The organism is Streptomyces sp. NPDC017936, assembly GCF_044328485.1.
GTDB lineage: Bacteria > Actinomycetota > Actinomycetes > Streptomycetales > Streptomycetaceae > Streptomyces.
In genome coordinates, this window is the sequence record NZ_JBIRHK010000005.1 from 106,205 (window position 1) to 117,596 (window position 11,392).

An 11,392-nucleotide genomic window follows, 5' to 3' on the forward strand; every position below is an offset into this window, starting at 1 on the left:
GCGCCGCCGGCGCACCGGCTCCGCCTCCCGCGTCAGTCCGCCGGGCCCCGCGGGTCGACCACGGCGGCGCGGGCGGCGCGGCGCGGGGTGCGCAGCGGCTTGCGCAGCACCGTGCAGGGGCGGTCCCGCTGCAGGTCGCGGCGGTGGTCGACGACCTCGTAGCCGAGGGCCGTCCAGAAGGCGAAGCCGCCGGGGTTGGCGTCCAGGACGGCGAGCCGTACGGCGTCGCGGCCGGCCGCCCGGAAACGCTCCTCGACGGCCTCGGCGATCCGCCGCCCGTACCCCTGCCCCTGCACGGCCGCGTCCACCATCAGCAGCCCGATCCACGGGTCCGGGTCGGCCGGGTCGGGATGGTGCGCGAGGGTGACGACGCATCCGGCCAGCCGGCCCCGGCCGCGGGCGAGCAGCACCTCCACGTCCGGGTGGGCCAGCTCCTCCGCGAGGGCGGCCGCCACCTGCTCCGGGCGGATGCCGTCCGGGTCGGGGAAGTCGCCGCTGAGGGCGTGGAACGCGCGGTTCGAGGCGTGGAGGGCGGTGAGCTCGCTGAGCAGGGGGCCCGGGATGCCGCGGTCCGGGGTGAGGGGGAGGGCGTCGAGGATCACCCGGGCAACCTACCGCCGGCGCGCCGGAGCCCCCGGACCGCTTCCGGTCCGGGGGATCCGACGGGGGCGGGTGCCGCTCAGACGTTCACGCCGAAGTCCTGGGCGATGCCCACCAGGCCCGAGGCGTAGCCCTGGCCGACCGCGCGGAACTTCCACTCCGCGCCGTTGCGGTACAGCTCGCCGAAGACCATGGCCGTCTCGGTGGCCGCGTCCTCCGAGAGGTCGTACCGGGCGATCTCGGCGCCGCCGGCCTGGTTGACGATGCGGATGTAGGCGTTGCGGACCTGGCCGAAGTTCTGCGAGCGGCTCTCCGCGTCGTAGATGGAGACCGGGAAGACGATCTTGTCGATGTCGGCCGGGAGGGCCGCCAGGTTGACGTTGATCGCCTCGTCGTCGCCCGCGCCCTCGCCGGTGCGGTTGTCACCGGTGTGGACGATGGTGTTGTCGGGGGTCTGCTTGTTGTTGAAGAAGACGAAGTGGGCGTCCGAGTAGACCTTGCCCTGGGCGTTCACCGCGATCGCGGAGGCGTCGAGGTCGAAGTCCGTGCCGGTGGTGGTGCGGACGTCCCAGCCGAGGCCCACGGTGACGGCGGTCAGGCCCGGAGCCTCCTTGGTGAGCGAGACGTTGCCACCCTTGGACAGGCTTACAGCCATGGTTGGGGAGTCCTTTCCCTCGGTGCGTAGAGGCTTCGTGCGCCACGAAGCTACAGCTATCCCTAGGAACGCGGCGAAGGGTGCCGAAGGTTCCCGTGTCTTTACTTTCTTTACCGTCGGCCCCACGGACGGCCCCGTCGCGCGGCCGCCGCTTAATCGGGTGACGTGGACCGGTCAGGGGCGGGAACATGTACGGCATGTCCGGTCCCTATCCCGTCCGCGGCTCCGTCTCGCTGCCCGAGGCCGAGCTCATGTGGCGTTTCTCGCGGTCGTCGGGGCCCGGCGGCCAGCACGTCAACACCACCGACTCGCAGGTGGAGCTCCGCTTCGACCTGGCTCGCACCGAGGCGCTGCCCGAGGTGTGGAAGGCGCGGGCGCTGGAGCGGCTCGCCGGGCGCCTCGTCGACGGCGTCCTCACCGTGCGCGCCTCCGAGCACCGCTCCCAGTGGCGCAACCGCGAGACCGCGGCCGTGCGCCTCGCCGCGCTGCTCGCGCAGGCCACGGCGCCCCCGCCGAAGCCCCGCAGGCCCACCCGCGTCCCGCGCGGCATCAACGAGCGCCGGCTGCGGGAGAAGAAGCAGCGGTCGCAGACCAAGCGGGGCAGGTCCGGGCAGGACTGGTCCTGACCCCGGGCCCCCGCCGCCGCGCCGTCGCACCCCCGCCCCCGGCCGACGGCGCGACCGGCCCCGCCGTCCGCGCCGACGGGCGGCCGGCCCGCGAACCGGCCTTCACGGTCGTACACGACCGGATCGCCGCGAACGGCACCGCGACGGACCCGGAGCGGCCGGCCTGGACAGCGCTGGAGCCGCTCCGGCCGGGAGGCGCGCCGCCCGCCTACAGCGCCAGGACCCCCACGGTCTCCCCCTCGCTCCGCTCGCCGGTGTCCCGGAAGCCCAGGCCCCGGTAGAAGCCCTCGGGGCCGTGCTCGCCGGGATGCCAGGTCACGTGGAGCTCCGTGCCGCCGCGGCGGCGGATCTCCGCGGCGACGGACTCGACGGCGAACCGGCCGTAGCCGCGGCCCTGTTCGCCCGCGGCGATGTTCAGGCGCCACAGGCCGGAGCGGACGAGGCCGGCGCCGGGGTCCCAGTCGATGTCGAAGAAGGCCATGAGGAAGCCGACGGCCCGGTCGCCGTCGACGATCAGGCGCGGCCAGGCGACGCCGGGGTGGACGTACGCCTCGGCGAGGGACTTCACCACGGGGGAGACCGCGAATTCCTGCTCGGGCCGGACCCGAATGGCGAGCGCGGTCTCGATATTTGCGCGGGTGATTTCTTCGAGTCCGAGGGAAGTCCCCGACTCCGGAGTTCCCGGTGCCGTTCCCGGCTCCGGAGTTCCCGCTGTCGTGCGCGGGGCGGTTGTCGTCATCCGGGCACCATAGGGCGGTGGATCACCGGCGAACCACTGAATTGCCGTTCAGTCCGTCAGCCCAACTGCCGGTAACGGCCCTTGAAATAGACCAGCGGACCGCCCTCCGCGCTCGGTACCCGGGCGCGCAGCACGCGGCCGATCACCAGGGTGTGGTCGCCCGCCTCCACCCGCTGCTCGGTGCGGCACTCCAGGACGGCCAGCGCGCCGCCGACCAGGGGCGCGCCGGTGGCCTCGCCGCGGGCGTACGGAATGTCCTCGAAGAGGAGCCGGTCGCTGAGCCGGCCCTTCATCGCGAAGCGGCCGGCGATGTGGCGCTGGCTCTCGGCCAGCACCGACACGCCCCACAGGGGCTGCTCGTCGAGCAGGTCGTCCATGCGGGAGCCGGTACGCAGGCTGACCAGGACCAGGGGCGGGTCCAGGGACACGGACAGGAAGGCGGTCGCCGTCATGCCGGCGTACTCGCCCTGCGGCGCCAGCGGGTCGTCCGGGTCCAGCGCCGGTTCCTGCGCGGTCACCAGGACCACGCCGCCGGCGAGCCGGGACATCGCGGCGCGGAACTCGTCGTGGGTCACCCCCTCAGCATGCCCGGAAGCGGCCGCAGGGGCGGGGGAAGGGGCGGGTACGGACAACTGCCGGAGTACGTCTGAAGACACTCCTGCACGTTAGTGTCCGCCCGGCGCGGCCCGCATCGGACCTCCGCCCGAGTGCGGTCGTAGGTCCGCGGTCGGATTCGCGTACGCTCGGCCGTGCGGCGCCATACGCTCAGTAAACACACAGGGAGAACGCGGAAACTCCACTCAATTGTTCACGTTCTTATGTGACTTGAGTCACAAGAGCCGTTAATTGTTGACCCTGTGTACCGAGTGGGCAGCACGCTGTGATTCAGTGGCGGAGGCGTCACTGGTTCAGACCCACGACAGAACAACGGCCGACGGAACGACAGATAACGACGTTACGCCGAAGACAACCCTTGATTCGCTGCGAAGTCTCGGGGGGAGGGCGAGCATGGAGACCGAGTCGGAGCCCTACGTCCGTCTTGCGTCCCTGCGACAGCTGCACCAGGTCATGGCCGACATGAACACGGCCCGGAGCCTGGCCGACACACTGCAGACCGTCGCCGACGGCGTGGTCACCGCGCTCGGCTACGAGCTGGCGTGCGTCAACCTCGTGCGCCAGGACGGCGACCTGGTCGTCGCCGCCTTCTCCGGCAACCCCGCCGCGGAGGCCCTCATCACCGGCCGGGTCGGCTCCCGCGAGTCCTGGGAGCGGCGCCTGGCCATGGGGGAGAACTGGGGCGACCTGATCTTCATACCGCACACCGAGGGCTGGATCCTCGACGACGACGACGTCCCGCAGTGGTACACCGACGGGCCCGCGCCCCGCTTCGAGGACGAGTGGCACCCCTCCGACCGGCTCTTCGCGCCCATGTACACGCCCGCGCTGCCGGGCGGCTCCAGCGGCGAACTGATCGGCGTGCTGTCCGTGGACCGGCCGCGCAACGGCCGGCGGCCCGGCGCCTGGGGCCGCGAGGCGCTCCAGATGTACGCCTTCCAGGCCGCCATCGCCATCAGCAACGCGCGTCTGCGGGCGAACATGCAGCGCGCCCTGGTCCGGCTCGAACGCGAGCAGCAGGCCCTGCGCGCCAGCGAGGAAAGCTTCCGGCAGGCCTTCGAGTACGCCCCCTCCGGCATGGCCATCGCCGAGATGGGCGGCGACCAGCACGGCCGGATCCTGCGCACCAACGACGCCCTGTGCCGCTTGCTGGGCCGCCCCGCCTCCGCGATGCGCCGCTACTCCTTCTCCGACCTCGTCCACCCCGAGGACATAGGCACCCTGCTCCGCACGTCCGCGGAGGGCGGCCGCGCCGAGCTGCGCCTCGCCCGCCGGGACGGCAGCTACGTCTGGGTGTCCCTGCGCAACTCCGTCGTCGCCGACGCCGCGGACGGCCCCCGCTTCCTCCTCACCCACGTCGAGGACATCGAGGAGCGCAAGCGCCGCGAGCTCCAGCTCGCCCACCGCGCCTCGCACGACTCCCTCACCGGCCTGCCGAACTCCGCCGAGCTGCGCTCCCGCCTCTCCTCCCGGCTCTGCCGGCGCCCGCAGTCCACCCGTCCCACCGACGTCGACGCGATGGACGCGGCCTACGACCACGCCGCCTTCGACACGGGCGGCCACGGCTTCGACCACCTGCCCGGCGGCGAGGCCTACGACGCCTACGACCACCACGTGCACACCGTCGCCCCCGAGGACACCGGCCGCGACGACGGCACCAAGGGGCTCGCCGTCCTCTTCTGCGACCTCGACGGCTTCAAGTCGATCAACGACCGGTTCGGGCACAACGCCGGTGACGCGGTCCTCATCGAGGTCGCCCGGCGGCTCTCGAGCGGCGTCCGCGACGGCGACACCGTCGCCCGGCTCGGCGGCGACGAGTTCGTCATCCTCGCGGACGGCCTCGGCCGCGCCGACGCCCAGGACCTCGCCGTGCGCCTGCGCAACGAGATCATCCAGCCGATCCGCGCCGAGGGCCGGGCCGTCCGCGTGGGCGCCAGCTTCGGCATCGGCTGGGCCCACTGCGGGATGACCGCCGACGAAGTCCTGAAGTCGGCCGACGAACGGATGTACGTCGAGAAACGATCTCGTCCCAAACAGCACCGACGGGCCGGCTGAATCCCGGGCAGAACGCCAGGTCGGAGGCGTTTTCGCCGCGGCGGTGCGGTCCGAGTCACCCGTTCGGGGCACCGAGAGCGGGTAGGCTCGCCCATCTGACCCTTGCATCGCATCAGCCCCGCACCTGTTGAGGAGATCGAAGGGATGACGCCCGGCAACAACGGCGCGAGCTCGCCCGAGGACGACGACCCGTTCGGCTACCTCTACGCCGACGGCCAGGCCAACGGAGCCCAGCCCCCCTCCGGCGGTTACGGCTATCCGAACTCGGTCAGCCGCGTGCGTACGGTCGGCGAGCGGCAGTACGGACAGCAGCCGCCGCAGCAGACCGCGCAGTACGGACAGCCGACGGTGCCGCAGCAGGGTGCGTACGGCCAGCCGAACGCCCACCACGCCGCGCCCGGGTCCGGCGGCGCGTCCACCGGCACCCGCCAGCAGGCGTCCGGCGGCGGCCGGGGCCGCGGCCCCAACACCAAGGGTCTGCTGATCGGCGCCGTCGCGGTCGTCGCCGCGGTCGTGGTCGGCATCGCCGTGGTGATGTCGCAGGGCGACTCCGACCCCGACGACAACCAGAGCGGCGGCCAGGTCTCCGCCTCGTCCAGCGTCTCCGCGAGCGCCTCGCCCAGCGAGTCCGGCGGTGACGAAGAGGCCCAGGAGGCCGAGCTGCCGACGATCGACGCCAAGGCCCTCCGGCTCGGCGGCACCGCCGCACTGGCCTCGGACGTCCAGGGCGCGCAGGCCGCCGGCGGCATCTACGTCGGCAACCTCAACCAGGTCGGCAACTCCGTCACCTGGAGCGTCGACGGCATCCCCGAGGACGGGTCCTACACGCTGTTCGCGCACTACAGCACGGCCGGCGAGGACCAGTCGATGACGTTGACGATCAACGGCAAGACGTTCGGCAGCAAGTTCAACCTGAGCAACTTCGCGCACGCCGCGGACGGCGACTTCGCGAAGGGCTGGACCGAGACGTACGCCTACCCGACGCTGACCAAGGGCACCAACACCATCCAGCTGTCCTGCCAGGACGGCGACAAGTGCAACATCCTCCTCGACCAGTTCCGGCTCAAGAAGGGCCAGGTCAAGGAGTAGGAGGGCCGGTGGGCCCTCAGGCCGCGCTGGCCTCCCCGGTCACCGCCACCCGGCCCACCAGCTCCTCGTAGACGGACCGGTCGAACTCGCCGGCCGCCGGGGACAGGACCGTCGCCGCCGACAGGGCGACCGCGCGGGCCAGGCGCTGGGGCCAGGGGAGGCGGTCGACCAGGCCCGACAGCAGGCCGGCGGAGGCGGAGTCGCCGGCGCCCGCCGGATTGCCGCGCAGCCGGGCCGGCGGTGTGGCCCGCCAGCGGCCCTCCGGGGTCGCGGCGACGAGGCCCTCCGGGCCCAGGGAGGCCACCACGGCCCGGGCGCCGCGCCGACGGGCGTCCAGGGTGGCGCGCAGCGGCTCGTGGGAGCCGGTCAGTTCGGCCAGTTCGTCCGCGCTGGGCTTGATCAGGTCCGGGCGGGCGGCGACCGCGCGGCGCAGCGGCTCGCCCCGGGTGTCCAGCAGCACGGGTACGCCGGCGGCGCGGGCGGTGCGCACCAGTCCGGCGTACGCGCCCACCGGCACCCCCGGCGGCAGGCTGCCGCACAGGGCCACCGCCTGGGCGCCGGCCACCAGATCCGTGTACGCCTCCTGGAAGGCGGACCACTCGGCGGGCGTGATGACGGGGCCCGGCTCGTTCAACCGGGTGGTGTCGCCGGTGCGTTCGTCGACGACGGCGATGGTGCGGCGGGTGGTGCCGGAGACCTGGACGAGGGCGTCGGTGACGTCCGGGAGGCGGTCGCGGACGACCCGGCCGGTGGCGCCGCCCGCGAAGCCGGTGACCGTGACCTCGTGGCCGAGGGCGGCCAGGACGCGCGCCACGTTCAGGCCCTTGCCGCCGGGGCGTTCCGTCACGGCGGTCACCCGGTGCGTGGCGTGCGGGCGCAGCGCCGGGACGCGGTAGGTGACGTCGAGAGCGGAGTTCAGCGTGACCGTGAGGATCACCTGGGCCGACCTCCCCCGATAGCTGGCGTTCGCCTCGTGTTCTCGTGATCCCGGTTTCCGTCGCCGGGTTTCCGGGTGCCCGGAGGTTCGATCATGCCAAAGAGACGGCGGACGGCCCAGCCCTCGGGTCGGCCACCGTCTCCCTGCGGGCGGACGTTTCAGGAGAGTTGGGGATCGATCACCCATTCCCCGCGCCGCATCACGCCCTTGAGGGCGAAGTCCTCGTCCAGGAGGACCAGGTCGGCGTCCTTGCCGGGCTCCAGGGAGCCCACGCGGTCGTCCATGCCCAGCAGGCGGGCCGGGTTGGCGGAGAGGGCGGCGACCACGTCCTCGACGGGGAGGCGGTCGACCGTCACCGCGCGCTGGAAGGCGCGGTCCAGGGTGAGGGTGGAGCCGGCGATCGAGCCGCCCTCCACCAGACGGGCCACGCCCTCGCTGACCTCGACCTCCAGCGGACCGAGCAGGTAGCGGCCGTCGCCGGCGCCGGCGGCGTCCATCGCGTCGGTGATGAACGCCACGCGGTGCGGGCCGGCGTGACGGAACGCCAGCTCCAGGGCGGCCGGGTGGAGGTGGACGCCGTCGTTGATCAGCTCGACCGTGACGCGCTCGTCCTCCAGCAGCGCGGCGATCGGGCCGGGGGTGCGGTGACCGAGGGCGGGCATCGCGTTGAAGAGGTGGGTGGCGACCGTGGCGCCCGCCTCGACGGCCTCGACGGTCTGCTCGTAGGTGGCGTCGGTGTGGCCGACGGCCGCGATCACGCCGTGCTCGGCGAGCAGCCGGACGGAGGCGAGGCCGCCCGGGAGTTCCGTGGCCAGCGTGACCATCCTGGCCCGGCCGCGTGCCGCGTCGATCAGCTTGCGGACCTCCGCCGGGTCCGGGTCGCGCAGCAGCTTCTCGGAGTGCGCGCCCTTGCGGCACGGGGAGATGAACGGGCCCTCGAAGTGGATCCCGGCGAGGTCGCCCTGCTCGGCCAGCTCGGACAGCAGTCCGGCCTGCCGCACCAGGACGTCCATGTCGTCGGTGACGGTGGAGGCGACGAGGGTGGTGGTGCCGTGGCGGCGGTGGGCGCGGACGGCCCGCAGGGCGTCCTCGGCCGTGCCGGAGAAGGAGGCCCCGCCGCCGCCGTGGTTGTGGATGTCGACGAAGCCGGGGACCAGCCAGTGGCCCCGCACGTCGACGACCCGGGCGTCCGCCGGGGTCGCATCGGAGATGCGGGTGCCGGTGACGCCGATCCTGCCGTCGGGCACCGTGCCGGTCGGCAGCACCACCCGGGCGCCGGCCAGCACCGTCGTGCGTCCGCCGCCCGCGGGCTCCGGGTGCGTCGTGGCTGGTCGTGCCCCGCGGCCGGGCCGCGTGTCGGCGCTGTCCCGCGCCCCTAGGGGGGTGGCCATCAGCGCGTTACCTCCGTACGGTCGGTCGCTTCCAGGAGATCCCAGGCCAGGAGCCCCGCGCCCAGGCATCCGGCCGCGTCCCCGAGGGCCGCGGGGACGATCTCCGGCAGCTTCTGGAAGGTGATCCGCTGCCGGACGGCGTTCCGCAGCGGTGTGAACAAGGTTTCTCCTGCCTCCGCGAGTCCGCCACCGATGACGAGCGTGCGGGGGTCCAGCAGGGTGAGGGCGGTGACCAGGCCGTCCGCGAGCGCGTCGACCGCCTGCTGCCAGACCCGGACGGCGTTCGGGTCGCCGGACGCGACGGCCTTCGCGCAGTCCGCCGCATCGGCCTCCGGGTCGCCGCAGGCCCGCGCCCACGCCTCGCCGACCGCGGCCGCGGACGCGAACCGCTCCAGGCACCCGCGCTGTCCGCACGGGCAGGGGGTGCCGCCGGGCCGTACGACGACGTGGCCGATCTCGCCCGCGGAGCCGTGCGCGCCCGCCTCGACCCGGCCGCCGACGCCGATCGCGCCCGCGATGCCGGTGCCGAGCGCCACGAACAGGAAGCGGTCGGCGCCCCGGCCGGCGCCGACACGGCCCTCCGCGAGGCCGCCGGTGCGCACGTCGTGGCCCAGGGCGACCGGGATGCCCAGCTCCGCGCCGAGCAGGTCGCGCAGGGGGACGTCCCGCCAGCCGAGGTTGGCGGCGTAGACGGCGACGCCACGGGTCTCGTCGACGATGCCGGGGACGGCGACTCCGGCGGCGGCCGCGGGTTCGCCGAGGTGTTCGGCGCCGTGGGCGCGCAGCTCGGCGGCGAAGTCGAGGACGCCGGCGACGACGGCGTCGGGGCCGTGCTCACGGCCGGTGGCGCGGCGGGCCCGGTGCAGCAGCGCGCCGTCCGCCCCGACCAGAGCGGCCTTCATCCCGGTGCCGCCCACGTCGAGGGCGATGACATGTCTCACGGGGACAGTGTGGCCCGAGGACCCGTAAGAGGTCTAGTCCACTTGCGTGGATTAGACCTGCGTTCGAATAACGGTTTAATTGGTCGGAACAATCATCGACCCGGGCGTCCGGCCCGGTGGTCGGGGGCCCGCGGGCCCAGGGAGAGCGGGAGAAGCGCAGTGCAGCGGCGGGCAGGCAGGTCAGGAACGATCGCGGTGGTCTCCGCCCTCGGCATGACGGCGGTGCTCGCCGGGTGCGGGCTCGGCGGCGACTCCGGCGACGTCACCCTCAGACTCGTCGCCGCCGACTACGGCGACAGCTCCGCCAACAGCTCCCAGAAGTACTGGGACGCGCTGGTCGAGGCGTACGAGAAGGACCACCCCGACGTCACCGTCGAGGTCACCGTCCACTCCTGGAACGACGTCGACCGCGAGGTCAAGGAGATGGTCGACGCGGGCGAGGCGCCCGACATGGCGCAGATCGGCGCGTACTCCGACTACGCCGCCGCCGACCTGCTCTACAAGGCGGGCGACGTCCTCTCCATCCCCGTCCAGGCCGACTTCGTGCCGCAGCTCGCCGACGCGGGCGAGGTGCGGGGCGTGCAGTACGGCATGCCGTTCGCCGCCTCGACGCGGCTGCTCTTCTACAACAAGACCCTCTTCGACAAGGCCGGGATCACCCCGCCCACCACCTGGGCCGAGCTCGCCGACGACGCGCGGGCGCTCGAGGAGGAGGGCGTGAAGTACCCGTACGCGCTGCCCCTCGGGCCCGAGGAGGCGCAGGCCGAGACCATGCAGTGGCTGCTCAGCGGCGGGGGCGGCTACACCGCGACCGCCACCGGCTACAGCCTCGACTCCACCGAGAACGTCGAGACCTTCTCCTGGCTGAAGAACGAACTGGTCGGCAAGGGGCTGACCGGGCCGGTCGCACCGGGCAAGCTCAACCGGGCCGACGCGTTCGCGGCGTTCGCCGCCGGACAGGTCGGCATGCTCAACGGGCATCCGTCGCTGCTGAAGGCGGCCCGCGAGAAGGGCGTGCAGGTCGGCATGGTGCCGATGCCCGGCGTCGACGGCGCCACCAAGGTCTCCATGGGCGTCGCCGACTGGATGACCGCCTTCAAGCAGAACGGGCACGCCGAGCAGATCAAGGGCTTCCTCGACTTCGTCTACAGCGAGAAGAACGTCCTCGCCTTCTCCCGCGAGTACGACCTGCTGCCGGTCACCACCTCCGCGTCCCAGACGATGAGCGCGGCCGCGCAGGACGCGGACCTCAAGCCGTTCCTGGACCAGCTCCCGCTGTCCGAGCTGTACCCGGTGGGGCGGACCTCGTGGGCGGCGGTCAGCGCGGACATCAAGAAGCGGATCGGCCAGGCCGTGACGTCGTCCGGCAGCCCGGCCGGCGTCCTCGGGCAGCTGCAGGCGACGGCCACCACCGCGGAGAGCGCCTCCGTCGGCTGAGCCGTTGGGTTACGGTGCGGGGATGGAGCGGCCAGAGGCAGCAGGGCTGGGGGCGAGGGAGCGGGACATCCTCGCCCTGGAGCGGCGCGGGTTCTCCGGGCCGGGAGCGAAGGAGCGGGCCGTCCGCGAGGAGCTGGACCTGTCGCCGGTCCGCTACTACCAGCTGCTGAACGCGCTGCTGGACGATCCGCGGGCGCTGGCCCACGACCCGGTGACGGTGAACCGGCTGCGGAGGGTGCGGGAGGCCCGGCGGGGCGGACGGTGAGTTGCGGGGCCGCCGAGGGGATCCCGCCCCCGCCCTTCCCCT

General features: G+C 73.3%; 11 protein-coding genes and 1 pseudogene. 5 read left to right on the top strand and 7 right to left on the bottom strand.

Going from position 1 to position 11,392, the window contains the following annotated elements; translation table 11 throughout:
• Positions 1–44: 44 nt before the first annotated feature.
• Positions 45–602: pseudogene (locus ACH4F6_RS12290) on the bottom strand (GNAT family N-acetyltransferase); the annotation flags it as partial.
• A 77-nt stretch (positions 603–679) separates the two neighbouring features.
• Entirely contained in the window at positions 680–1,255 is a 576-nt protein-coding gene (locus ACH4F6_RS12295) for a TerD family protein (RefSeq protein ID WP_397959951.1), read from the bottom strand.
• Between the two features lie 188 nt (positions 1,256–1,443).
• Here ACH4F6_RS12295 and arfB point away from each other — a divergent pair, with 188 nt between their 5' ends.
• The gene (gene arfB / locus ACH4F6_RS12300) at positions 1,444–1,881 is read left to right on the top strand and encodes an alternative ribosome rescue aminoacyl-tRNA hydrolase ArfB (RefSeq protein ID WP_397959952.1); all 438 of its coding nucleotides are present in this window, start codon (positions 1,444–1,446) and stop codon (positions 1,879–1,881) included.
• Between the two features lie 208 nt (positions 1,882–2,089).
• On the opposite strand, the gene ACH4F6_RS12305 is transcribed toward arfB, so the two are convergent.
• Both ACH4F6_RS12305 and ACH4F6_RS12310 read right to left on the bottom strand, forming a co-directional pair.
• Positions 2,090–2,620 carry a GNAT family N-acetyltransferase gene (locus ACH4F6_RS12305; RefSeq protein ID WP_397959954.1) on the bottom strand — a complete coding sequence of 177 codons (531 nt, stop codon included), beginning with the start codon at positions 2,618–2,620 and terminating at the stop codon, positions 2,090–2,092.
• A 56-nt stretch (positions 2,621–2,676) separates the two neighbouring features.
• Positions 2,677–3,168, bottom strand: coding sequence for a flavin reductase family protein (locus ACH4F6_RS12310; RefSeq protein WP_397960339.1), 492 nt, complete (start codon positions 3,166–3,168; stop codon positions 2,677–2,679).
• Positions 3,169–3,628: 460 nt separating this feature from the next.
• Here ACH4F6_RS12310 and cdgB point away from each other — a divergent pair, with 460 nt between their 5' ends.
• Together cdgB and ACH4F6_RS12320 are read left to right on the top strand one after the other, a co-directional pair.
• Positions 3,629–5,290, top strand: coding sequence for a diguanylate cyclase CdgB (gene cdgB / locus ACH4F6_RS12315; RefSeq protein WP_397959955.1), 1,662 nt, complete (start codon positions 3,629–3,631; stop codon positions 5,288–5,290).
• A 144-nt stretch (positions 5,291–5,434) separates the two neighbouring features.
• Positions 5,435–6,379, top strand: a complete 945-nt coding sequence (locus ACH4F6_RS12320; RefSeq protein ID WP_397959956.1) for a carbohydrate-binding protein — start codon at positions 5,435–5,437, stop codon at positions 6,377–6,379.
• Positions 6,380–6,395: 16 nt separating this feature from the next.
• Here the strand turns inward: ACH4F6_RS12320 and ACH4F6_RS12325 are convergent, their stop codons facing one another.
• The 3 genes from ACH4F6_RS12325 to ACH4F6_RS12335 form a co-directional block, all read right to left on the bottom strand.
• On the bottom strand, positions 6,396–7,316 hold the full coding sequence (locus ACH4F6_RS12325; protein WP_397959957.1) for a 1-phosphofructokinase family hexose kinase: 921 nt from the start codon (positions 7,314–7,316) through the stop codon (positions 6,396–6,398).
• A 158-nt stretch (positions 7,317–7,474) separates the two neighbouring features.
• Positions 7,475–8,707, bottom strand: a complete 1,233-nt coding sequence (gene nagA / locus ACH4F6_RS12330) for an N-acetylglucosamine-6-phosphate deacetylase (RefSeq protein WP_397959958.1) — start codon at positions 8,705–8,707, stop codon at positions 7,475–7,477.
• Positions 8,707–9,648 carry an ROK family protein gene (locus tag ACH4F6_RS12335; RefSeq protein WP_397959959.1) on the bottom strand — a complete coding sequence of 314 codons (942 nt, stop codon included), beginning with the start codon at positions 9,646–9,648 and terminating at the stop codon, positions 8,707–8,709. Before ACH4F6_RS12335 ends, nagA begins: the two co-directional genes overlap by 1 nt.
• A 213-nt stretch (positions 9,649–9,861) precedes the next feature.
• On the opposite strand from ACH4F6_RS12335, the gene ACH4F6_RS12340 reads away from it, so the two are divergent.
• On the top strand, positions 9,862–11,085 hold the full coding sequence (locus tag ACH4F6_RS12340; RefSeq protein ID WP_397960340.1) for an extracellular solute-binding protein: 1,224 nt from the start codon (positions 9,862–9,864) through the stop codon (positions 11,083–11,085).
• A gap of 22 nt (positions 11,086–11,107) precedes the next feature.
• On the top strand, positions 11,108–11,350 hold the full coding sequence (locus ACH4F6_RS12345; protein ID WP_397959960.1) for a DUF3263 domain-containing protein: 243 nt from the start codon (positions 11,108–11,110) through the stop codon (positions 11,348–11,350).
• Positions 11,351–11,392 lie beyond the last annotated feature (42 nt).